This window comes from Kosakonia sp. YIM B13588 (genome assembly GCF_042788165.1).
Lineage (GTDB): Bacteria > Pseudomonadota > Gammaproteobacteria > Enterobacterales > Enterobacteriaceae > Kosakonia > Kosakonia sacchari.
Map to the genome: position 1 here is coordinate 256,636 of NZ_JBHZPO010000001.1, position 23,685 is coordinate 280,320.

Genomic DNA, 23,685 nt, shown 5'->3' on the forward strand with positions numbered 1-23,685 from the left:
ATTTTACTGAATACCTTCTGCCGCCATTGCAGCCGCCACCGCAGGACGAGCGGCAACACGCGCCATATACGCGTCAATATTCGACAGACCTTCCATATTCAATTTCACCGCGCGCGCCCAGCGCAGAACCGTGAACAGATAACCGTCGGCAATGGTAAAGTTCGCACCGCTGATCCACGCGTTATTGCTCAGGGATTCATTCACGTAGTGCAATTTTTTCTCAAGCAAGGCGCGTACGGTGGGTTTGTACTCTTCCGGTGTGTCCGGGCGGAACAGCGGGGTGAAGCCTTTATGCAGCTCGGTTGCGATAAAGTTCAGCCACTCCAGCGTTTTGTAACGCGGCAAGGTACCCACAGGTGCCAGTAACTGGCTCTCAGGCGCGCTGTCAGCAACGTATTGCATAATCGCCACGCCTTCGGTGATCAGCGTGTTGTCATTCAACAGCAGCGCCGGGATTTGCCCTTTCGGGTTGATAGCAAAAAAATCATCGCCGTTTTCAAGGCGTTTTTTCATCAAATCAACGCTTATCAGATCCACATCTTTTCCGGTCTCACGCAGAGCAATGTGCGATGCGAGAGAGCAGGCGCCCGGCTTGTAAAACAGTTTCATTATCTTTTCCTTATGGCTGATTTCCGGCATAGGTTATTACGCGGCGGAATAAAAAAAAAGCCGCTAACTTGCGTTAGCGGCTGAATAATTCGAGTTCCCCGCGGCGATTAAGCCGTAGCGGTTTCCGACGTTTCGCGAGTGGTATCTTCGCTCTGCGTCATGCGGTTCAGCTTCGGTGCGGTGACGATCATCAGCAAAGCGATAACCGCCGTAGCGATACCAATTTGCAGGAACACGGAGCCGTAGATGTTCAGTGACATCAGCGGATCGGTCACATTTTCCGGGATAGCCATCTGATTAGCCACATAGCCGGCGATGATGTTCGCGCCAGCCGTGGTCAGGAACCAGCTTCCCATAATGAAGCCCATCAGACGCTGCGGCACCAGTTGCGCAACCATCGCCAGACCGAGACCGGAGATCATCAGTTCACCGATACTTTGCAGGCCATAGCTTGCGATCAGCCAGCTTACGGAAACGATACCCGCCTCAGAGGCGAATTTCGTGCCCAGCGGCAGCACCAGGAACGCGCCAGAGCACAGCACCATACCAATGGCGAATTTGTGCGGCATCGGCAGTGTATCGCCCATTTTGTTATAGATAGCGGCCAGAATCGGGCTACCAATAATGATCCAGAACGGGTTCAGCGCCTGATACTGTTCAGGTTCGAAAGCGATACCAAACAGCGTGTGCTCAACGTTACGGATAGCAAAGAAGTTCAGCGATGTCGGCATCTGACTGTAGAGCACGAAGAAGACAATCGCTTGTACCATCAGAATGAAGGCGACGATCATTTTACGACGAGCAGCACCTTTTAGCGCGAAAGTCTCTTTGGCGAAGATGCAGATAATACCCAGCGCCACAACGCCCAGCACCATACGTGCGATACCCTGGTTGTGCAGCAGCCAGGTGGCGATAGCGATCAGCGCCACGATACCGACAATGGTCGCCAGCAGATAGCCAACGCGCAGCGGTTCGAAATCCGGTTTAGAACCGTGATTTTTCACCCAACGTTTGCAGAAGGAGAAGTTAACGATGGTGATCAGCAGACCCACCACGCTCAGACCAAACGCGGTACTCCAGCCGAATTTCGCGGCCAGCCACGGTGTTGCCAGCATGGAGAAGAATGAGCCGACGTTAACGGACATGTAGTACATAGTAAATGCACCGTCCAGACGCGGGTCGTCTTTCGCATAGCAGGTCGAGAGCAGGGAGGACGGGTTGGCTTTAAACAGACCATTACCCACGGCGATGGCCGCCATGCCCATATAGACAATGCTCGCATCATGACCAGACCACGCCACCAGCGCATAACCGACGGCCAGCACGATAGCGCCCAGCATAATCACGCGTTTGGTGCCCAGCACTTTGTCACCCAGCCAGCCACCGATGGCAACCAGGCCATAAACCAGTGCGCTGAAGGAGGAGAACAGTGTAATAGAGTCCGCTTCTGACATACCCAGTTGTTTCACCAGGTAAACAGCCATAATCCCTTGCAGGCCGTAGTAACCAAAACGTTCCCATAACTCGATAGAGAAGATCAGATAAAACGCTTTCGGTTGTTTAAAAGCGTTCAGACTGACGCTTTCCGTTGGTTTGTTTGCAGTTGACACATATACCTCTTTTTTTACATCCCATATTAACGGGGGTGTTCAGCGCGCAATGACCAGAGTTCATCACGCTTATAGTTATATTGGGAGGGGAAAACGGCGGTTAATGTTCACTATCCCGCGCGTTCAGGCAAGCCTTTTGACATATTCTGTTACATAGATCCAGGGCATTACAATGCTCGGTGTTTTTATTTGTTATTCAGAGTTAAATTTCATCATGGAAACAAAAGTGGATTTTTCTACTACAGTCCGGGGGTTAGATTGCACATTAAGGCATATGTTCTGCTATTTTGGCTAAATGGTAGTGTATTGGGCTGGTTTATGTGATCAATATGGTCATATCTCTTGCTAAATGTGATTAAAGTTTGCACTGCAACCATTCCGTGTACATTGTTAATCTCTTTTTTAACATTGTGTTAGCAATAGTCACCGAAATCGTCATTAGTTGGATTTTTTTCTTCTAAAAAAAGGAATAACCTTATTAAATACGCATAAGTGGACGATTATTTGCTCAATATCACGATTTGTGCGCAATCATTCGACGTTTTGAGTAATTTACAGAGACGTGAGCGTTATCACATAAAGTTATGACATAAAATCAGCGAGTTCTCTTATCCGCGACTCGTTGGGTAACCAATCCGGGATCAATAACGAGACCTTTTCTGCTATTTGCCGCGCATTGTTCATGACAGGGGGCAGATACGCTGTCAGACTTGCCGCAGTCTTTATTACACTGGAGTCGAAATATGAACTTTCATCCATGGCTCAATGCGTTACATATCGCGGCGGCCATCGTCTGGATAGGCGGAATGCTGGTTATGGCTGTTGTTGCCGGCTGGTGCGCCACACAAGCGGATAACACTGCGCGTGTCGCACTGGCGGGCGATGTACGCCGCTGGAGCCGTAAAATTACCACGCCTGCAATGTTACTGCTGTGGGTTGCGGGTGCGGTAATGGTGATTGCGCACGGTCAAATGCCGCATCTGTGGCTGATAATCAAGGTGGTGGTAGTGCTGCTGCTTTCCGGTCTGCATGGTTTTCTCTCTGCCACGCTGCGCCGCATAGCGGCAGGTGAAGCGGTGAAAAGCATGGGGGCTATTCGCAATGCCACCAGCCTAACCATTATCGCCGTCGCGGTGATTATTCTGCTGGCAGTGATACGCCCGTTCTGACGGGCGTTAACTATCGACTTTACTGTCGTACTCGCACAGATCTTCGATAATGCAGGAGCCGCAGCGCGGCTTACGGGCGATGCAGGTGTATCGCCCGTGCAGGATCAACCAGTGGTGGCAATCGACTTTAAATTCCGCAGGCACCACTTTCAGCAGCTTCTCTTCAACTTCCTCAACGTTTTTACCCGGCGCGAAACGCGTGCGGTTAGAAACGCGAAAAATATGCGTGTCCACAGCAATGGTCGGCCAGCCAAATGCGGTGTTGAGCACCACATTGGCGGTTTTACGCCCGACGCCCGGCAGGGCTTCCAGTGCGGCTCTGTCTTCCGGCACTTCGCCATTGTGCTTTTCCAGCAAAATACGGCAGGTCTTAATGACATTTTCTGCTTTGCTGTTAAACAAGCCGATGGTTTTGATGTACTGTTTCACCCCTTCAACGCCAAGCTCCAGCATTGCTTTGGGCGTGCTTGCCACCGGGTAGAGTAGCGCGGTGGCTTTATTGACGCTGACATCGGTGGCCTGCGCAGAGAGCAGTACGGCGATCAACAGCTCAAATGGTGAGGTGAAATTCAGCTCGGTGGTCGGGTGCGGGTTGTTTTCCCGTAAGCGGGTTAAAATTTCCAGTCGTTTTGCTTTATTCATTATGCCTTCCCGGGCGCGGTCTGAGTGCTGTCGTTTGCCGCAGTCGCCGCCGCTTCACGGCGTTTTTTCATCTTCTGATCGATAAGGTATTTCACCGCCAGCATCATGCCTAGGCCAATAAATGCGCCCGGCGGCAACATCGCCAGCAGGAATGGGGAATCGGTGTGGAACACTTCTATGCGCAGCACTTTCGCCCAGCCGCCTAACAGCCCATCTGCGCCGTCAAACAGCGTACCGTTACCAAGGATCTCACGCAGGGAACCCAGCACAAACATCGCGCAGGTTGCCCCCATACCAATAGAGAAGCCATCGAGTGCTGAAAGCGCCGGGCCTTTTTTCGCCGCAAAGGCTTCAGCACGACCGACCACGATACAGTTGGTGACGATCAGCGGAATAAAAATGCCCAGTGACTGGTAAAGACCGAACGCATAGGCGTTGATCAGCATTTGTACCGCGCTGACCACCGAGGCGATGATCATCACGTAAATCGGGATGCGGATCTCATCCGGCGTCCAGCGACGCAGGGTGGAAATAAACAGGTTGGTCAGGGTTAACACCAGCGTTGTTGCCAGCCCCAGACCCAGTGCGTTGGTGGCGGTGGACGTCACCGCCAGTAGCGGACACATACCCAGCAGTTGTACCAGCGCAGAGTTGTTTTTCCACAGCCCCTGAACAATAACCTCTTTAACTTCGCTCATCGCTTACTCTCCACAACCCGGTAAACGGGAAAGCTGTTCCGGTAGTGTCATCGCGTACAGGCCGGTCCGTTTTACCGCGTTAACAACCGCGCGTGGCGTGATGGTCGCCCCGGTAAACTGATCAAAATCACCGCCATCTTTTTTCACCGCAAAGTGACCATCGGTCGCGCCGTCAATCCGCTTCCCGGCGAAGTGGGTGATCCAGTCGGAAATACGTAGCTCAATCTTATCGCCGAGACCCGGTGTTTCATGGTGCTCCGTCACGCGCACGCCCAGCACGGTGCCGCTGAAATCGGCGCCCACAAGCAGCTGGATGGCGCCTGAGTAACCATCTGGTGCGGTCGCTTCAAGGACAGCCGCAACAGGCTTGTCATCTTTTTTGGCGATCCACACATGGTGTTGCCCTTTGCCAAGCGCCGGATCGCTGACCAGAAAACAGCTCTGTTGTAGCGCGTTATTATAGCTGTCGCCTGGGATCACCTGATCAAACAGCGCTTTTTGTTGCAGCGCAGCCTGATCGGCAATAGTTGTTTTGGTCATTTGGTCTATTGCGGCGGTCAGCCCGGTAGAACCTGCGGCGAACAGCGCCAGCGTCACGCCATGTTTACGCATTGTCTTTAGCATGGCGGCTCCTTAACGATGCCCGTACACGCGCGGACGCGTGTAGTAATCAATCAACGGCACGGTAATATTTGCCAGTAATACGGCAAAGGCCACGCCATCCGGGTAGCCGCCAAAACTGCGGATAAGCCATACCAGCACGCCCGCCAGCGCGCCAAAAATCAGACGCCCTTTGTTGGTGGTCGAGGCGGTAACCGGATCGGTCAGAATGAAAAACGCGCCCAGCATGGTTGCGCCAGAGAACAGATGCAGTTGCGGCGCGGCCAGGGATTGCGGGGCGAAAACCCAGCCGAGTGTGGCACAAATCGTCAGGGTCAGCAGGAAGCTTACCGGGATATGCCAGCGAATGGTTTTCTGCCACAGAAGGAACAGACCACCGGCCAGATAACCGAGGTTGACCCACTGCCAGCCCGCACCGGCCAGAACACCGCTATAGATAGGGGAGCGCAGGATCTGCTCAACGCTGTGTCCGGCATGCAATGAGGTTTTAAAAGTATCGAGCGGCGTCGCCTGGCTGATGCCATCAATACCAATGCGCAGCGTTTCCATATTCGCGCCAGCGGCAGTATGACCAGTAAAAATCACCTGTACCGCATCCATAAAGCCTGGGACGGTGCGCGCGATTTCATACGGCGGCAGCCAGTTCGTCATCTGCACCGGGAAGGAGATAAGCAGCACCACATAGCCAATCATTGCCGGGTTAAATGGGTTGTGGCCCAATCCGCCGTAAAGCTGCTTGGCGATAACCACAGCGAACACCGTGCCAAGCACCACCATCCACCACGGGGCGAAAGAGGGAATACTAATAGCCAGCAGCAGACCGGTTAACAGGGCAGAATTATCTGCCAGGATCGCGCCAACGTTCTGCTTGCGTAATTTCAGTACCAGCGCTTCGGCAGCCAGCGCGCTGATAATCGCGAGAATAAGCTGTATCAGCGTTCCCCAACCGAAAAACCACAGTTGCGCAGCAATGCCCGGCACGGTCGCGAGCGTCACCAGCAGCATAATACGTGAGGTCTGGCGCTGGTTATGGGTGTAAGGGGAACTTGCGATTCTGAAAACCATTTAATCCTCGTTAACAGCTTGCTGTGCAGCCTTCTTCGCCTGAACACGGGCGATGGCTGCGGCGACTGCGGCTTTGCGCGGGTCGTCATTAGCGGCCTGCGCAAAAGACGAGACATCATCAGCTTGCGTGGCGGCTTGTACTTGTTCTAATTTGCGCGCTTTGGCGCGGGCAATCGCCGCTTCAACCGCAGCTTTACGCGGATCGACCGGTGCAGATTCAGCTTGTTGTTCGGCTTCCACCTGCGGCTGCTCAGCGTTGGCTGCAGATTCAGCGGGCTGGCTCTGCGCGAGCTTACGCGCTTTGGCGCGGGCAATTGCCGCTTCAACGGCGGCCTTACGCGGATCGACCGGTGCAGATTCAGCGTGTTGTTCGGCTTCAATCTGCGGCTGCTCAGCGTTGGCTGCGGATCCTTCGGGCTGGCTTTGTGCGAGCTTACGCGCTTTAGCGCGGGCAATCGCCGCTTCAACCGCAGCTTTACGCGGATCGACAGGTGCAGATTCAGCTTGTTGTTCGGCTTTCACCTGCTGCTCAGCGTTGGCTGCGGATGCAGCGGGCTGGGTCTGTGCGAGCTTGCGTGCTTTAGCGCGGGCAATTGCCGCTTCAACGGCGGCTTTGCGCGGATCGACAAGTGCAGATTCAGCTTGTTGTTCGGCTTCGACCTGCGGCTGCTCAGCGTTGGCTTCGGACGCATTGGGCTGGCTTTGGGCGAGCTTACGCGCTTTAGCGCGGGCAATTGCCGCCTCAACGGCGGCTTTGCGCGGATCGGCTGTTTCGTCCGTGGCGGCACTGTTTTCCGTCTGCAGCGCTTTTTCTGCCTGGCGGGCGCGTGCCTGCGCTTTGCGTGCTTCGCGCGCCGCGATCGCTTCGCTGTTATCGGGCTGGGCACCAGCCTGAATCACGACTGGCTGTGCGGCGGTCGTCTGTTTTTCGCGTACGCGCGCCAGTGCGGCATCAATCGCCTGCTGATCTTTAGCGGCAGGTTGAACCGCAGCCTGTTTATGACGCTGCTGGCGGGCTATTTTTTCACGCTCAAGGCGTGCCTGCCGCGCTTCAAAGCGTGCTTTGGCTTCGGCGTTGCGTTTTTCTTCCTCGGCGATGGCGTAAATCTCTGCCTTTTCCTGGCGGAAATATTGCACCAGCGGAATATTACTTGGGCACACCCAGGCGCAGGCACCGCATTCGATGCAATCGGAAAGGTTATGTGCCGTTGCTTTGTCGTGCTGCTGGCCTTTGCTGAACCAGTAGAGTTGCTGAGGCAGCAAATCGGCCGGACAGGCGTCAGCGCAGGCGCTGCAGCGAATGCAGCCTTTCTCTTCCTGCGGCTCGCCCATCTCGCTGGCAGAAGGCGCTAACAGGCAGTTGGTGATTTTGACTACCGGCACATCCAGCCATGGCAGCGTGAAGCCCATCAGTGGACCGCCCATAATGACCAGTTGCTCAGCGGAAGGGCAGAAACCGGCGAAATCCAGCAGATGGCGCACCGGTGTTCCCAGGCGAGCCCAGACATTGCCCGGTCGGGTAACCGCTTCACCGGTCACCGTCACAACGCGCTCCGTTAAAGGCTCGCCGTCGATAACCGCGCGTTTAACCGCATACGCGGTACCCACGTTTTGCATCAGAATACCGATATCCGACGAACGCCCGCCGTGCGGCACCTGCTTGCCGGTGAGGATCTGCGTAAGCTGTTTGGCACCGCCGGAAGGATATTTCGTTGGGATGACTTTCAACTGAATATCATGGCTGCCCGCCAGCACCGCACGCATCATCGAGATCGCCTGCGGTTTATTATCTTCAATCCCGATAAGCACCTTACGCGGTTTAAGAATGTGCGCCAGAATGCGCACACCTTCCATAATTTGCGCCGCGCAGTCCTGCATTAAACGGTCATCAGCGGTGATATAGGGCTCGCATTCCGCAGCGTTAATAATCAGCGTGTCGATTTTATCGCCGCCGCCGTGCAGTTTTGCTGCGGTAGGGAAGCCCGCACCGCCAAGCCCCGCAACGCCAAACTGATGGATACGCTCAATTAACGCTTCATAACTGTGGGAACGGTAATCAGGCCAGCCGTCGCGATCAATCCAGCGATCTTCACCATCCGCTTCAATAATGACGCTCATCTCAGGTAACGCAGAGGGGTGCGCGGTGGAGTGCGGCGCAATTGCGATCACGGTGCCGGACGTCGGCGCATGAACAGGTAACATACGGCCACGGCCGCGCGTCAGCGGCTGGCCGCGCAGCACCTTGTCACCCACGCGCACGCACAGTTCGCCTTCAGCGCCAAGGTGCTGCTTGAGAGGGATCACAAAGCGGTTCGCCAGTGGCAACTGGCGCAGCGGCGTACCGTTTGATTGGGTTTTCATTTCAGGCGGATGAATGCCGCCGTGAAAATCCCACAGTTTCTCTTTTCGGAAAGCGGAAAATAACTTAAACATGGTGTTCCACAGGAATATTACGCACCGGAATGGACTGCAAATCCCATTTCCAGCTATGGGTGGTCGTTTCCACAGGACGCAGTTCAATGCACTGCGTCGGGCACGGATCCACACAAAGGTTACAGCCGGTGCACAAATCGCTCATCACCGTATGCATGGCGCGCGTTGCGCCGAGAATGGCGTCTACCGGGCAAGCCTGAATGCATTTTGTGCAACCAATACAATTGTTCTCATCGATTACCGCCAGCATACGCACAGGCTCAAGCGCTGCGGCATCGCCATCAATCGGTTGCGGATCGACATTCAGCAGCGCGGCGATTTTCAGCATCACGGCTTCGCCGCCGGGGGCGCAGCGGTTAATTTTTTCACCCTGCAGACCGACCGCCTCAGCGTAAGGGCGACAGCCAGGGTAGCCGCACTGCCCGCACTGGCTTTGCGGCAATAATTCATCCACGCGCTCAACGACCGGGTCATCCTCAACCGCAAAACGGCGGGAGGCATAACCCAGAATCACGCCAAACAGCAGCCCCAGCACGCTCAGTGCGGCAACGGCTATGGAAATCGCACTCATATTACAGTTTCACCAGACCACTAAAGCCCATAAAGGCCAGAGACATTAAGCCCGCAGTGATTAACGCAATCGCATTGCCGCGAAAGGGCGCGGGCACATCGGCAACGGCAAGACGTTCGCGAATCGCGGCGAACAACACCATCACCAGTGAGAACCCTACGGCGGCGGCGAAGCCATACATCGCCGACTGCATGAAATTGTGCCCAAGGTTGATATTGAGCAGGGCCACGCCGAGCACCGCGCAGTTAGTGGTGATAAGCGGCAAGAAGATACCCAGCAGGCGATAGAGCGCCGGGCTGGTTTTGCGTACCACCATTTCGGTGAACTGCACCACCACGGCGATAATCAGGATAAACGCCAGCGTGCGCAGATAGACTAAATCCAGCGGGATCAGCACCCATGTATCGATGAGCCAGGCACAGATAGACGCCATCGTCATCACGAAGGTGGTCGCCAGTCCCATGCCCATTGCGCTTTCCAGTTTTTTGGAAACGCCCATAAACGGACACAAGCCAAGAAACTTCACCAGCACGAAGTTGTTGACCAGTACCGTTCCGATAAATAGCAGCAGATAGTCTGTCATTATGTGGCCTGAAATAAAAAAAGCCGCCTATTATCGGTCAAACAGCACCGGGCGACAACAGGATAACTGTAAGGTTATTACGGATTAACAAAGGTCCTTTTCACGCGGCTTGAGCGCTTGAAATAGGGCACCATCAACGCGGCGGCAAGCAGCGGAAAGAGTAACTGACGCAGCGCCAGTTCATCGGTGACAGGAGCGAACGCAAAGGCTTTCACGGAGAGCAATACGCAAACCAAAAGCCAGATAATATAGTGCTTCGGCACGCTGCGGCGGCGTTTAAAAAAGGCGATAACCAGCCAGAAGGTGTAATACCAGATGGCGATAGCGAAGGCAAAAGAGACGAACCACAGTATGGTTTGTTTCAGCGGTTGTGCGCCCAGCGCCGTTACCGACTGAGGTGTCATTAAGGCAGTAGCGTACAGCAATAATGCCAGCGAGGTGCTTAATAACGCGACCAGCAACCAGGCCAGAGGACCGAGTAACCAGCCTCCGATTCTTTCTGCAGGAGTCGTTGTCATGCGTATTCCTCTGTTAAGGCATTAATGCTCTGAATGATTTCGCCGGGCGAGGAGTATAAAGCATTACACGACGAATGCCAGCAGCGTTACTGCACGTAGCGCCATACCGAGCGCGGAACGCACCCAATGTCAAACAGACGGCCGCCAGAAACCAGTTCCGCCCGGCGATGATCGGCTGCGCGGTACATGTTGATAATTTCACCGCTGTCGGTCAGCGTGTAGTTGAGGTGATCAAACAATTTTTCCAGACTTTCAAGCGAACTGATTTTGCGGAATTTTAATAAATAGTCCTGAACGGTCATGTCGAGGGGTGTCCATATAATAAGAAAGAGGCAGAAAATATACGCGGGCTAATTTTGTACGAATAATAAACATTATTACCCGGGCGTAAATAGCACAGGAATGGTCTGCCACTAAATTAAGAGTTTTCTTTTCAGGTGAAACCAGGCGCCAGAACAGCGCCCGGCTGTGAAGATTAACGCCCTTCGCCATGACTGGCAATAAACATATGACGCTGAGTTGCACTTTGCGCCTTTTAAGGCGGCGATTATTTCTTTTGTGTCGCGACGCTCTGTTCAGGGGGCTGATAATTATCGATATGGCTCGCAAAAACCAAAAGAATGGTCGATACGCCGAGTACCACCCAGCCCATTAATTCAATAATCCGATTGAAAATTCCGGCCATACTTTTACTACTCCCTGATGTTAACTTTTGTCTGCAGCTGTCGATAAAAACCGGTGCCTGGTTGCAGATTTAAGCAGATTTTTTAGGCAGAAACCAGGGCTGAGCACGGTAAATTCATTCGTTTCGCTAATGGGTTACTGAAGCGGTTGTCGCCACTTGGCAGATGGTGTGAAATAGACGTTCCAATAAGGAGAGACCACTCTATGAGCGATAATATCCGTGTCGGATTAATAGGTTATGGCTACGCCAGCAAAACATTTCATGCGCCGTTGATTGCCGGAACGGCGGGAATGGAGCTGGCCGCGATTTCCAGCAGTGACGAATCGAAAGTAAAAGCGGATTGGCCAGCCGTGCCGGTTGTCTCTGAGCCGAAGCATCTGTTTAACGATCCGTCGATTGACCTGATTGTTATCCCCACGCCGAACGATACCCATTTCCCGCTGGCCAAAGCGGCGCTGGAAGCTGGCAAACATGTGGTGGTGGATAAACCCTTTACAGTGACACTGTCACAAGCTCGTGAGCTGGACGCGCTGGCGCGTAGCCTCGGACGTGTGTTGTCGGTGTTCCATAACCGGCGTTGGGACAGTGATTTTCTGACGCTGAAAGCCTTGCTGGCCGACGGCGCGCTGGGCGAAGTGGCTTATTTCGAATCACACTTTGACCGTTTCCGCCCGCAGGTGCGTAACCGCTGGCGCGAACAAGGCGGACCCGGCAGCGGCATCTGGTATGATTTGGCGCCGCATCTGCTCGATCAGGCGGTTAACCTCTTCGGCTTACCGGTATCAATGACGGTAGATCTGGCGCAACTGCGCCCTGGTGCACAATCAACAGACTATTTTCACGCGGTGCTTGCCTACCCGCAACGGCGCGTTGTGTTGCACGGCACCATGCTGGCCGCTGCAGAATCGGCCCGTTATATCGTGCATGGCTCGCGCGGCAGTTATGTGAAATATGGGCTGGACCCGCAGGAAGAGTGCCTGAAAAGCGGCGCGCGGCTGCCGCAGGCCGACTGGGGTTATGACATGCGCGACGGCGTATTAACCCGCGTTGACGGTGAAGATCGTACGGAAGAGAACTGGCTGACGCTACCGGGCAACTACCCGGCCTATTACGCGGCCATTCGCGATGCGCTGAACGGCGTGGGGGAAAACCCGGTTCCGGCCAGCCAGGCAATCCAGATAATGGAACTGATTGAGCTGGGCATTGAATCTGCAAAACATCGTTCTACGCTGAGTCTGACCTGAAAAAACGCCGCTCACGCATTGTCGTGAGCGGTTTTTCTTTTTATACCTTCGCAACGCTATCGCGCAGCGCCTGTTTTTCCGCCGCGCTGAGAAAGGCCATCTCCAGCCCGTTAATCTGCGCCTGGCGAATCTGTTCGCGACTCAGCCCGGCAGCCGGGGCTGCAACCTGATATTCATGACCAATTTCGACACCTTGCACGGCCGGATCGTCGGTATTGATGCTCGCCAGAATGCCATGCTCAAGGAAGGTTTTCAGCGGATGGCGGGCGAGGGACGGCACGGTGCTGGTCTGAATATTCGACGTCAGGCAGGATTCAATACCAATGCGTTGTTCGGCGAGAAAATCCATCAGCGCGGCATCTTCAATCGCCTTCACACCGTGGCCGATTCGCACGGCGCCGAGTTCACGAATCGCCTGCCAGATACTTTCCGGGCCGGCGGCTTCACCTGCATGAACCGTTATCTGCCAGCCCGCATCGCGCGCACGGTTAAAGTGTGAAAGGAAAAGGCTGCCGGGAAAACCCAGCTCATCACCGGCCAGATCCAGCGCGGTAATGCCGTCGCGGTGCGCCAGCAGCGCGTCGAGTTCCTGTAAACATGCGGCCTCGCCGAAGGTGCGGCTCATAATGCCGATTAAGCGCGCCTGCACGTTGAAATCACGGCTCCCTTCGCGTACACCGGCAATCACCGCTTCCACAACGCCCGCTACCGGCAGGTTGTGGGTCATCGCCATGTAACCTGGCGAAAAGCGCAATTCAACGTAGTGCAAGCCGTTCAGCGCCGCGTCCTGCATGTTTTCGTAAGCGACGCGGCGACAGGCATCCAGCGACGCCAGCACTTTGACACCCCAGTCGAGTTTTGCGAGGAAGCTGACCAAATCCGGCTCATTAGAAGTGACCTGAACGTGCGGACGCAGTGCTTCAAGGGTTTGTGCAGGAAGGGGGAGATTGTACTGGCGGCCAAGATCCAGAATCGTTTGTGCACGGATGTTTCCGTCGAGATGGCGATGAATATCAGTTAATGGCAGGTTGGGATCAATCATGGTCGCACTCTTATTTTAAGAAAGTGCTCGCCATTATAGAGACAAAAGGCGGTAAAAAGCTATCTTGCGCAACCAGGAGGGCAAGTTGCGCAAATTTTGGCTTAATGAAGTGACGCTAATGCCGCGATTAATCCCTTCACGCCTTGCTCGAGTTTTACCCGTGGGCAACCGACATTCAGACGCACAAACCCTCGTCCTTCCGCGCCGTAAGTGTCGCCGCGCATAATGGCCACCTTTTGCTCCTCGATCAGCGCTTTTTGCAGTGCGGAATCATCAATCCCTAACGGGCGCAAATCTATCCATGCCAGATAAGTGGATTCCGGTACTTGCCAGTTCAGCGCTGGAAAGGCGTTATTCAGGCTGTCTGCCAGGTAAGCAAGATTGGCGCGTAAGTAAGCGCGAAGCGCATCCAGCCACGGCGCGCCGTCGCGGTAAGCGGCGATATGTGCGACGACCGACAGCACTGCCGGAGAGGAGAGGCCGTTGCTGTTTTTCAGCGCCTCCAGCCAGCCATTGCGCGACGGCGCATTATCAATAAGCCCCCACGCGCCGGTCAGCGCAGGAATATTGAAGCTTTTCGATGCCGAACTAAACAGCGCCCACGGCCCACGTGCAACAGCGCGCCAGGGAATGTGCGGTTGGCTGCTCCAGACCATATCCATATGAATTTCATCGCTTATCACTTTCACGTTATGGCACTCACACAGCGCGGCCATGGTTTCCAGTTCATGGCGTGTCCACACTTTCCCGGTCGGGTTTTGCGGGCTGCACAGCAGCAGGATTTTACTCTCCGGTCTTGCCAGCACGGCGTCGAGCTGTGCCATATCGCAAAACCAGCCTGCATTGTTGTGTTGTAGCGGCACGGCCAGCAACTGCCGCTGATTCCCCTGAATGGCTTTATAAAACGCATCGTACGCCGGGGTATGAACCACGATGCCATCGCCCGGCCGTGACCACTGGCGGATCATTTCGGCAATCATCCAGATAACCGACGGACCATAAACAATGTTTTCAGCATCAATCTGTGTATTAAAGCGGCTGGTCATCCAGTGCGAAATAGCCCCCAGAAACTCCTCGTTTTTCCAGCGGCTGTAACCCAGCACACCATGCGTAAGCCGCTGTTGCAGGGCGTTAATTACACACGGCGCGGTGGCAAAATCCATATCGGAAATCGTGAAAGGGAGTAAGTCCGCGCGGCCAAAGCGATCGGCGACATAATCCCACTGCGTACACCAGGTGCCGTGGCGGTCAATGGGGGAGGAGAAATCGAACGTATCCGTGGTCATTTTTTATTCCGCCTCCACCGGGGTGCCAAACTGTTGTGCATTGATAAGCTGCACCATTTCATCTTTTACCGACTGCACCTGCGGCCCAATCACCACCTGCAAGTCATGTTCGTTCACTTTGATAACGCCAATCGCGCGGTTGGCCTTGAGGGCGTCAACATTAACTTTATCCATCTCATTGACCGACAGGCGTAAGCGGGTGATGCAGTTATCCAGCGTTGCGACGTTATCCGCTCCGCCAAGCGCGGTAAGCAGGGCAGGCACGTCATAACCGGATTTGCCCGTCACACCCTGCGTTGCAGAATCTGCGCTTTCCGCCACGGCGCTGTCGCGGCCCGGTGTTTTCAGGTCGAAATGGGTGATAGCGAAACGGAATAAGGCGTAGTAAACGGCGAACCAGATAGCAGCAACCAGCGGCACCAGATACCACTTTGTTGCCATGCCGTGCAGCACGCCGAAGACAATGAAATCGATAACGTTGCCGTCCGTGTTGCCGATCGTCACGCCGAGCACGGCCATCACGGTAAAGCCCAGGCCGGTAAGCAAGGCATGAATTAAATAGAGCACCGGGGCGACAAACAGGAACAGGAATTCGATCGGTTCGGTCGTACCGCCCACCACGCAGGCAATGACGCCGGAAATCATCAACCCTTTTATTTTATGGCGATTTTCAGGCCGTGCGCAGTGGTACATCGCCAGCGCCGCGCCGGGTAAGCCGCCGAGAAAAGCGGGCATCTTGCCTTGCGAGAGAAAACGCGTCGCGCTTTCGGCGAAACCGTGCGTTTGCGGGCAGTTAAGCTGCGCCTGGAAAATAGTCAATGCGCCGCTGACATTATGTCCGCAGACCTCCATCGTTCCGCCGGCTTCCGTAAAACGGATCAACGCCACCAGAATATGTTGCAGACCAAAGGGCAGCAGCAGGCGTTCGCCAGTGCCGAAAATCATCGGCCCGAAATCTCCGGCGCGATCGATAATGTGCCCCAGGCCGCTAATCGCCATGGCAAACCACGGCCAGACCAACGGGATCGCAAGCCCCACCAAACCCATCACGACACTGGTGACAATCGGCACCGAGCGCGTACCACCGAAAAAGGCCAGCGCGTCCGGCAGGCGCAGGGTGTGAAAGCGTTCATGTAAACGCCAGATAATAATCCCGGCAATCACCGCGCCGAGGATCCCGGTATCAATGGACTGGATGCCGAGCACATTCTGCACGTTATGCGCTTTGAGCAATGAGGCATCGTTAGTGGGCAATATGCCCTGGGCGGTGAGCCAGAAATTCACCGCCAGGTTCATCACCGCATAGCCGACAAAACCGGAAAAAGCCGCCACGCCCTTATCTTCACGCGCCAGTCCCAGTGGGATCGCGATGCAGAACATCACGGGCAGGAAACTGAACGCGAATGAGCCTATTTTGTTCATCCAGATAAAAATGGCCTGCAGCAGCGGATGGCCTAACACTGGCAGCAGGGTTATCACATCGCGGCTGCTCAGCGAGCTGCCAATGCCGAGCATGATGCCGCAAAACGACAGCAGTGCGACGGGCAGCATAAAGGTTTTACCGAGCTGCTGGAAAAATGCCCACAGGTTCGCTTTTTGCGCGGTTTTCCCCGCCATAACCTCTCCTTACGTAAAAAGAATGCTCTGGCGGATGCGCAGAGCGCAGACGGTTTTATCAGTTTTTGTCGCGCAAAAAACGCGAGCCGGTAACGGGGTTGTCGTTTTCGGATTCCGGCAAGATGACCCGATAGAAAATAAAAAGCCCCTCGAAAGGGGCTGAAAATTACTGCTGCGGTACTGCCGGAACAGGCGGCGTCGCGTCGTCCGGTTGGGCAGGCTGCAGCCCTGGCATACCAAACATCCCGACAAACTGCTCGAGCGGCATTTTTTCGCCGTTCAGCGTCACCTGGCCGTTAGCATATTGCAGGCTGGTGAGGATGCTGTTGTTTTCCACGGTGGTGATGCGGAACATCTGGCCCATCGCCGCCAGGCCTTTCACCTGCTGGCTTGCCAGTTTCGCCGCGTCCTCTTGCTGATAGCCTTCAAGTTTTGCCACCTGAGTCATCATTTCGGTGGCCATATCCAGCGGGATCGTCAGCTTGCTGTCGAGGGATTTCACCGTGCGGTCAACTTGCTCGGCCAGCGTTTGCGGCGTGCCGGTTGCGGTTGACGGATCTTTCAGGAACAGGGACAGGTTAAAGGTCGCTTCGCCTTTAGCGTTTTTCCAGCTTAGCGGCGCAACGGTCAACACGGGTTCACCTTTCAGCAACAGCGGAACAATGCTGAGGAACGCTTCGGTGGCTTTCTGCTGGTAGAGTTCCGGGTTCTGCGCGATATCCGGCTGCGCCATTAAGGCACGGATTTGCGCGTCGTACTGCTCGCTGGCCTGGTGCCAGGCTTTGCCGTCAATCTGGCCCACTTTCAGCGTCAGTTTTCCGCTGCCGAGATCCTGGCCCTGCACCTTCAGGCTGTTCAGGGAGTAATCCAGCTGGCTGTTGAGGCTCTTTTTGTCGTCCGCAACGTCAGATTTTGCGGTTAAGTTCATGCCTTCAAGCAGCGCCATCTCTTTATTTTCAATAGAGATCGCGAGCTTATCGAGGCTCATCTTCTGGTTGCCGGTACGCTCATCAAAGCTGGACATTTCGCTGGAGCCATCGGTTTTCAGGTTATTGAACGACAGCTGCACTTTCTGCCCATATTCATTCACCGTATCCACCAGGCCGCTTTCGGCTTCGCCGCTCAGCGACAACGCATTACCTTTGCTGTCCGCGCTGAAGCGGAAATGACCGCCGCTAAAGGCAACTTTGTCGCCGTCTTTTTCTGAATTCAGCGGGCTCAGCGTGACATCCGTGCGGGTGTCGCCGCTGTAGCCAATGCGGGTGTCAGCAGAGAAGGGCGCCTGACCTTTGGCGATATCAAACAACCCTTTTGTCACATCGTTATTGACCAGTTGCGTATGCACGGAAGCCATCGCAGGCGTCAGGCTAAAGGTTTTAAGCTGCGCCAGCGGGAAGGGACCATGATCGACCGTTTCGTGCAGAACAATGGCTTGCCCCGGTTTCAGCCAGGTATTGGTGCTACCGGCGAGCGGTTTTATATTTAACGTTAACTGGCTGGAAAAGAGGCCGCGCTGATAATCCTGCGCAGAGAGCTCAATATTGGCCTCTGGCGCGTTGCGCTTAATTTGTGCGTTCGCCTGGCTGACCATCTCCGCCAGACGACCTTCAAGTTGTTTGCCGGTGTACCAGGCTCCGCCCGTCCAGACGATACCGAGCGCGACGATAATCCCTGCGGCAACCCACGTTTTTTTCATACTATTTATCCCTAAAAAAGAAACCAGGCGGTTAACGCCGCCTGGATGTCGAGTGATGTGCCTTCAAGCTTAGCAATCCTTGCTAAAAAGTTCAGTAACTTACTCTCACTTATTAAACACTCGCGCCACGCGACCGGTGCCACTTACGCCAACAGGTGATTCGTCGGCGGCGATAAACGCCGATTCACCCGCTTTCAGCACTAATTGCTGGCTCGCTTTGCTGAGCACCGCTTCGCCTTCCACGCAGAAGACAATGGCCGCGCTCTGTTGCGCCAGTTGGGTTTCGTTGGTGCTGAGATCGTGCAGGGAGAACGCAAAGTCGTCTACCGGGATCGGGAAATCCAGCTCCGCGCCGTGCTGCGTCGGTTGCGTCAGCAGCTCATGTGCCGGTTTTGGCGTGAATTTTACGTTCGCTACCAGTTCCGGGATGTCGATGTATTTCGGCGTCAGTCCGGCGCGCAGGACGTTGTCAGAGTTCGCCATCACCTCCAGCGCCACGCCTTGCAGGTAGGCATGCGGGGTTTCGGCAAACAAGAACATCGCTTCGCCTGGGTTCAGTTTCACCACATTCAGCAGCAGCGGAGAGAAGAGGCCGCTGTCATCCGGGTAGAACTCGCTAATCAGGCGAATGGTCTGCCACGGTTCGCCGGAGTGATTGCCAAGCGCGGATTTCAGCACCGCCAGCGCGCGGGATTTCTCCTCGCCTTGCATATTGAGCAGCGCGGCAAAAAGCTCGCTCAGGCGCTCTGCGCCCGGTGCTTGCAGGAAATGGGCGATAGCCGGGTGTGCGCCCGCCACCGGTTGCAGCAAGGAAACAATGTCGGAAAACTCGCGGAAGGCGTTCATGGCAAGGAACGGCGTCAGGGCAAACACCAGCTCCGGCTTATGGTTTGGATCTTTGTAGTTGCGTTCTGCGGCGTCCAGCGGAATGCCTGCGGCGTTCTCTTTGGCAAAACCAGTCTCGGAGTTTTTCTTGTTGGGATGCACCTGAATCGACAGCGGCTGGTCGGCGCACAGCACTTTAAACAGAAACGGTAATTCGCCAAAACGATTCGCAACTGCGCTGCCCAGCAGGCGGGTTTTATCCTGATCAATCACCTCACGCAACGCACGGGTCTGGCCGCTGGCATCCTGCACCTTTGAGCTGCTCTTCGGGTGCGCGCCCATCCACAATTCGGCCATTGGCAGATGGTCAGGATTGGCAATGCCGTAGAGATCCGTTAATGCCGTTTTACTTCCCCAGGCGTAGTTCTGCGCGGAGTTGATGAGTTTTTGCATTATCAAGCCCTTTCTCATTAATGAAATTATGGCGTTATTAAAGCAACAAAGCCGACGGAAGTAACCTGCGAGGGTAAAAAGTCGTACTAGTCTCAGTTTTTGTTAAAAAATTGTGTAGGATATGGCGACTCGCTTTAACACAGGCAGATGGATTGACTGCCTGAACAATAACCAGATCAGCCGTAAGTGAGAGAACAATGTCGAACAAACCCTTCTATTATCAGGATCCTTTTCCGCTCGGAAAGGATGACACCGAATACTACCTGCTAAGCCGCGACTATGTTTCTGTGGCTGAGTTCGAAGGCCAGCAGATCCTGAAAGTGGATCCGCAAGCGCTGACGCTGCTGGCGCAACACGCTTTCCACGACGCCTCATTTTTACTGCGCCCGGCGCACCAGCAGCAGGTCGCCGATATCCTTACCGATCCCGAAGCCAGTGAAAACGACAAATATGTCGCCCTGCAATTCCTGCGCAACTCGGACATTGCCGCGAAAGGCATTCTGCCGACCTGCCAGGACACTGGCACGGCGATCATCATGGGCAAGAAAGGCCAGCGCGTCTGGACCGGTGGCGGGGATGAAGCGGCGCTGGCACGCGGTGTTTACAACACCTACACCGAAGAGAACCTGCGCTATTCGCAAAACGCCCCGCTGGATATGTACAAAGAGGTGAATACCGGTACCAACCTGCCGGCGCAGATTGATCTCTACAGCGTTGATGGCGACGAGTATAAATTCCTCTGCATCGCCAAAGGTGGCGGTTCAGCCAACAAAACGTATCTCTACCAGGAAACCAAAGCGCTGATCACCCCGGCGAAGCTGAAAAACTACCTGGTTGAGAAGATGCGCACCCTCGGTACGGCGGCTTGCCCGCCTTACCATGTCGCGTTTGTGATTGGCGGTACCTCAGCGGAAGCGACGCTGAAAACGGTCAAACTTGCCTCCACCAAATATTATGACGCGCTGCCAACTGAAGGTAATGAGCACGGACAGGCGTTCCGCGACGTGCAACTGGAGCAAGAGCTGCTGGTGGAAGCGCAGAATCTCGGTCTTGGCGCGCAGTTTGGCGGCAAATATTTCGCGCATGATATTCGCGTGATCCGCCTGCCGCGCCACGGTGCATCTTGCCCGGTTGGCATGGGCGTTTCCTGTTCTGCCGATCGCAACATCAAAGGTAAAATCAACCGCGATGGCATCTGGCTGGAGCGTTTAGAGCAGAATCCGGGCAAATACATTCCTGAAGCACTGCGCGAGGCCGGTGAAGGCGAAGCGGTGAAAGTGGATCTTAACCGCCCGATGAAAGCGATCCTCGCCCAGCTCTCGCAGTACCCGGTCTCTACGCGCTTGTCGCTTACCGGCACGATTATCGTCGCGCGCGATATCGCCCATGCAAAGCTCAAAGAGCTGATGGACAGCGGCGAGCACCTGCCGCAGTACATTAAAGATCACCCGATTTACTATGCTGGCCCGGCAAAAACGCCGGAAGGTTATGCCTCCGGTTCGCTGGGGCCGACCACTGCCGGGCGTATGGATTCGTATGTCGATCAACTGCAGTCGCAGGGCGGCAGCATGATCATGCTGGCGAAAGGTAACCGCAGCCAGCAGGTGACGGATGCCTGCCATAAGCATGGTGGTTTTTACCTTGGCAGCATTGGCGGCCCGGCGGCGATCCTTGCGCAGAACAGTATCAAAAGCCTTGAATGTGTGGCTTATCCGGAACTGGGTATGGAAGCTATCTGGAAAATTGAAGTGGAAGATTTTCCGGCGTTTATCCTGGTGGATGACAAAGGCAACGACTTCTTCCAGCAAATTCAATCCGGGCAGTGTGCCCGCTGCGTTAAATAGTATTGACCGCCCTTCGGGGCGGTTTTTTTAAGCACAAAGCAGTAAACAACATTATAAAAAGCATCAATACTTTTACTTGTTTGCAGGTGAGCAATGTCGCAACCCAATATCACTTTGTAACCAAGGAGAGAGTCATGGCAACGCATCGCAGTGAGAAAGATTCAATGGGCGCAATCGACGTCCCGGCAGACAAACTGTGGGGAGCGCAAACCCAGCGGTCGCTTGAGCATTTTCGTATCTCAACGGAAAAAATGCCGGTCTCACTGATCCACGCACTGGCGCTGACCAAACGCGCAGCGGCGAAGGTTAATCAGGATTTGGGGTTACTGCCCGAAGAGAAAGCGCGCGCGATCATCGCGGCGGCGGATGAAGTGCTGGCCGGGCAACATCCCGATGAGTTTCCGCTCGCTATCTGGCAGACCGGGTCCGGTACGCAGAGCAACATGAACATGAATGAGGTGCTGGCCAACCGCGGCAGCGAAATCCTCGGCGGCGTGCGCGGTATGGAGCGCAAGATCCATCCCAATGACGACGTGAATAAAAGCCAGAGTTCAAATGATGTTTTCCCTACAGCGATGCATGTGGCGGCGGTGATTGGCGTGCGCGAGCAACTGATCCCGCAGCTACAGGTGCTGAAAAAGACGCTTAATGAGAAAGCCACCGCATTTGCCGGTATTGTCAAAATCGGCCGTACGCATTTGCAGGACGCGACGCCGCTGACGCTGGGCCAGGAGATCTCCGGTTGGGTGGCGATGCTTGAGCATAACCTTAAACATATCGAACAGAGCTTGCCGCACCTGAGCGAACTGGCGCTGGGCGGCACCGCCGTGGGCACCGGGCTGAATACGCACCCGGAATATGCCGTGCGCGTGGCGCAAGAGCTGGCTAGCTTTACCGGGCAACCGTTTATTACCGCGCCCAATAAATTTGAAGCGCTGGCGACCTGCGATGCACTGGTGCATGCGCATGGCGCGCTGAAAGGGCTGGCCTCTTCATTAATGAAAATCGCTAACGATGTACGCTGGCTCGCCTCTGGCCCGCGTTGTGGTATTGGTGAAATCGCGATCCCGGAAAACGAACCGGGCAGTTCGATCATGCCGGGTAAAGTTAACCCCACGCAGTGCGAAGCGATGACCATGCTATGCAGCCAGGTGCTGGGCAATGATGTTGCGGTGAATATAGGTGGCGCGTCTGGCAACTTTGAGCTGAACGTCTTCCGCCCGATGGTTATCCATAATTTCCTGCAATCGGTACGTCTGCTGGCGGACGGGATGGAGAGCTTTAACGAGCATTGCGCTGTGGGGATTGAACCTAACCGCGAGCGTATTGATCAACTGCTCAATGAGTCTTTGATGTTAGTGACAGCACTTAATACCCATATCGGCTACGACAAAGCGGCGGAAATTGCCAAAAAGGCGCACAAAGAGGGGCTGACGCTGAAAGCTTCTGCGCTGGCGCTCGGCTACCTGACGGAAGCCGAGTTTGACAGCTGGGTGCGTCCGGAATCAATGGTCGGCAGTTTGCAACAGGCTTAACCCGCCAGATACAGATGCAGCCGCGGAATAATCAGCGTCAGCGGCTGCGCCTGTGGTTTATAGCGGTGTTGAATAGTTTCCGCGTTGTAATCCAATAGCTCGCCAATATCCGGGACGGTTCCGCCATTCTTTTCTGAAATCAGCGTGATAAGCGGTGTCGGGCAGGCATATTGCACCTGTTTTTGTGAACCGGCATACCAGACGCGGGCAATAGGCTGCACTTTCACCGGCCGCTTGATTTTCAGCCGCGCCTGTTTTGGCAGGGCGGCAATATCGTTGTACTCCTGCTCAATGCGTCCCAGCCACTCTTCACGCGTCCACGCGGAGACGGCGCGCGGGGATTTCAGGCTCTTTTCCAGTTGCGCCAGCACCTCATCGCGAGTGAGGTTTTTTATAATATGCTTATTCGCCCAGCCAAAACGGATGGTTGCCGGTGCGCGAATAGCCGTTAGTGTCCGGTAAGCATTTAAGGTGATAAGCCCCGGCAGATGGCGGTGTACCCATTCAAACCGGGCAGCGGGAGCCAGCCCCGATTCCTGAGTGACTATTCGTTCAAAGGTTAATTTCAGCGCGTTTACTGTGCTGATGCGTTCAGTCAGCGCGTTAAGCGAGGCCTCATTCGCCTGATAGCAGATAACGCCCGGCAGCCGCACGGCGGCTTTGCTGCTGCGGTTTTCCGACTGCTGCTGAATAAATAAATGGGTGTAATGAGTATGGGCAAGCTCTGCCGCCTGCTGACCAAGATGTTGCTCGACATGAATCGCGGTAAGCGGGTTGTGTTCCGCGCCTTTGGGCACATCCGGCAGGCTGAATACGCGTGCGGCCATTAACCGGCAGCCCGCTAACTCGGTTTTTAGCGCAGCCAGTTCATGTTCCAGCTGCCGGAAGGTGGTATTGAGGCGTTCGATCAAGTCTAAAGCAGCCATTTTGCATTCCATT

At 54.9% G+C, this 23,685-nt stretch carries 22 protein-coding genes; 4 read left to right on the plus strand and 18 right to left on the minus strand.

Annotation, left to right across the window (positions count from 1 at the left end):
* Positions 1–3 precede the first annotated feature (3 nt).
* Both gstA and dtpA read right to left on the minus strand, forming a co-directional pair.
* Entirely contained in the window at positions 4–609 is a 606-nt protein-coding gene (gstA, locus tag ACFX4U_RS01275) for a glutathione transferase GstA (protein ID WP_313507133.1), read from the minus strand.
* 107 nt (positions 610–716) lie between these two features.
* The gene (gene dtpA, locus ACFX4U_RS01280) at positions 717–2,219 is read right to left on the minus strand and encodes a dipeptide/tripeptide permease DtpA (protein ID WP_200551834.1); all 1,503 of its coding nucleotides are present in this window, start codon (positions 2,217–2,219) and stop codon (positions 717–719) included.
* 743 nt (positions 2,220–2,962) lie between these two features.
* Here dtpA and ACFX4U_RS01285 point away from each other — a divergent pair.
* Positions 2,963–3,388, plus strand: a complete 426-nt coding sequence (locus ACFX4U_RS01285) for a CopD family protein (RefSeq protein ID WP_313507132.1) — start codon at positions 2,963–2,965, stop codon at positions 3,386–3,388.
* Positions 3,389–3,394: 6 nt separating this feature from the next.
* Here ACFX4U_RS01285 and nth read toward each other — a convergent pair whose 3' ends face one another.
* The 10 genes from nth to blr form a co-directional block, all read right to left on the minus strand.
* Positions 3,395–4,030 carry an endonuclease III gene (gene nth / locus ACFX4U_RS01290; protein WP_313507131.1) on the minus strand — a complete coding sequence of 212 codons (636 nt, stop codon included), beginning with the start codon at positions 4,028–4,030 and terminating at the stop codon, positions 3,395–3,397.
* Positions 4,030–4,728 carry an electron transport complex subunit E gene (locus tag ACFX4U_RS01295; protein WP_313507129.1) on the minus strand — a complete coding sequence of 233 codons (699 nt, stop codon included), beginning with the start codon at positions 4,726–4,728 and terminating at the stop codon, positions 4,030–4,032. Before ACFX4U_RS01295 ends, nth begins: the two co-directional genes overlap by 1 nt.
* A 3-nt stretch (positions 4,729–4,731) precedes the next feature.
* Positions 4,732–5,352 (minus strand): electron transport complex subunit RsxG, encoded by a 621-nt coding sequence (rsxG, locus tag ACFX4U_RS01300; protein ID WP_305736229.1) that lies wholly within the window; start codon positions 5,350–5,352, stop codon positions 4,732–4,734.
* A 9-nt stretch (positions 5,353–5,361) separates the two neighbouring features.
* Positions 5,362–6,414 (minus strand): electron transport complex subunit RsxD, encoded by a 1,053-nt coding sequence (gene rsxD, locus ACFX4U_RS01305; protein WP_305736228.1) that lies wholly within the window; start codon positions 6,412–6,414, stop codon positions 5,362–5,364.
* Complete coding sequence (gene rsxC, locus ACFX4U_RS01310) at positions 6,415–8,847, minus strand: electron transport complex subunit RsxC (protein ID WP_380217650.1); 2,433 nt, start codon at positions 8,845–8,847, stop codon at positions 6,415–6,417.
* Positions 8,840–9,418, minus strand: coding sequence for an electron transport complex subunit RsxB (rsxB, locus tag ACFX4U_RS01315; RefSeq protein WP_313507125.1), 579 nt, complete (start codon positions 9,416–9,418; stop codon positions 8,840–8,842). Before rsxB ends, rsxC begins: the two co-directional genes overlap by 8 nt.
* A gap of 1 nt (position 9,419) precedes the next feature.
* Positions 9,420–10,001, minus strand: coding sequence for an electron transport complex subunit RsxA (gene rsxA, locus ACFX4U_RS01320; protein ID WP_313507124.1), 582 nt, complete (start codon positions 9,999–10,001; stop codon positions 9,420–9,422).
* A 77-nt stretch (positions 10,002–10,078) separates the two neighbouring features.
* A complete protein-coding gene (locus ACFX4U_RS01325; protein ID WP_017456622.1) occupies positions 10,079–10,519 on the minus strand; it encodes a DUF2569 domain-containing protein in 441 nt (146 codons plus the stop codon).
* An 86-nt stretch (positions 10,520–10,605) separates the two neighbouring features.
* Positions 10,606–10,821: a transcription modulator YdgT gene (gene ydgT / locus ACFX4U_RS01330; RefSeq protein WP_016496264.1), complete on the minus strand. Its 216-nt coding sequence runs from the start codon at positions 10,819–10,821 to the stop codon at positions 10,606–10,608.
* Positions 10,822–11,066: 245 nt separating this feature from the next.
* Complete coding sequence (gene blr, locus ACFX4U_RS01335; RefSeq protein WP_313507121.1) at positions 11,067–11,204, minus strand: division septum protein Blr; 138 nt, start codon at positions 11,202–11,204, stop codon at positions 11,067–11,069.
* A gap of 203 nt (positions 11,205–11,407) precedes the next feature.
* Here blr and ACFX4U_RS01340 point away from each other — a divergent pair, with 203 nt between their 5' ends.
* On the plus strand, positions 11,408–12,448 hold the full coding sequence (locus tag ACFX4U_RS01340) for an oxidoreductase (RefSeq protein WP_313507119.1): 1,041 nt from the start codon (positions 11,408–11,410) through the stop codon (positions 12,446–12,448).
* A gap of 40 nt (positions 12,449–12,488) precedes the next feature.
* On the opposite strand, the gene add is transcribed toward ACFX4U_RS01340, so the two are convergent.
* The 5 genes from add to manA form a co-directional block, all read right to left on the minus strand.
* Positions 12,489–13,490, minus strand: a complete 1,002-nt coding sequence (add, locus tag ACFX4U_RS01345) for an adenosine deaminase (protein ID WP_313507117.1) — start codon at positions 13,488–13,490, stop codon at positions 12,489–12,491.
* A gap of 101 nt (positions 13,491–13,591) precedes the next feature.
* The gene (locus ACFX4U_RS01350; protein WP_313507116.1) at positions 13,592–14,776 is read right to left on the minus strand and encodes a MalY/PatB family protein; all 1,185 of its coding nucleotides are present in this window, start codon (positions 14,774–14,776) and stop codon (positions 13,592–13,594) included.
* Positions 14,777–14,779: 3 nt separating this feature from the next.
* Positions 14,780–16,393 carry a maltose/glucose-specific PTS transporter subunit IIBC gene (gene malX / locus ACFX4U_RS01355; RefSeq protein ID WP_313507115.1) on the minus strand — a complete coding sequence of 538 codons (1,614 nt, stop codon included), beginning with the start codon at positions 16,391–16,393 and terminating at the stop codon, positions 14,780–14,782.
* 166 nt (positions 16,394–16,559) lie between these two features.
* Entirely contained in the window at positions 16,560–18,089 is a 1,530-nt protein-coding gene (locus ACFX4U_RS01360) for a YdgA family protein (protein WP_200551846.1), read from the minus strand.
* A 105-nt stretch (positions 18,090–18,194) separates the two neighbouring features.
* Entirely contained in the window at positions 18,195–19,367 is a 1,173-nt protein-coding gene (gene manA, locus ACFX4U_RS01365) for a mannose-6-phosphate isomerase (protein ID WP_313507113.1), read from the minus strand.
* A gap of 197 nt (positions 19,368–19,564) precedes the next feature.
* Between manA and fumA the strand changes: the two genes are divergently transcribed.
* Together fumA and fumC are read left to right on the plus strand one after the other, a co-directional pair.
* Positions 19,565–21,211, plus strand: a complete 1,647-nt coding sequence (gene fumA, locus ACFX4U_RS01370) for a class I fumarate hydratase FumA (protein WP_313507111.1) — start codon at positions 19,565–19,567, stop codon at positions 21,209–21,211.
* Between the two features lie 134 nt (positions 21,212–21,345).
* Positions 21,346–22,746, plus strand: a complete 1,401-nt coding sequence (gene fumC, locus ACFX4U_RS01375) for a class II fumarate hydratase (RefSeq protein ID WP_313507109.1) — start codon at positions 21,346–21,348, stop codon at positions 22,744–22,746.
* On the opposite strand, the gene tus is transcribed toward fumC, so the two are convergent.
* Entirely contained in the window at positions 22,743–23,672 is a 930-nt protein-coding gene (gene tus / locus ACFX4U_RS01380) for a DNA replication terminus site-binding protein (RefSeq protein WP_313507107.1), read from the minus strand. The two genes, fumC and tus, sit on opposite strands and share 4 nt — an antisense overlap.
* Positions 23,673–23,685 lie beyond the last annotated feature (13 nt).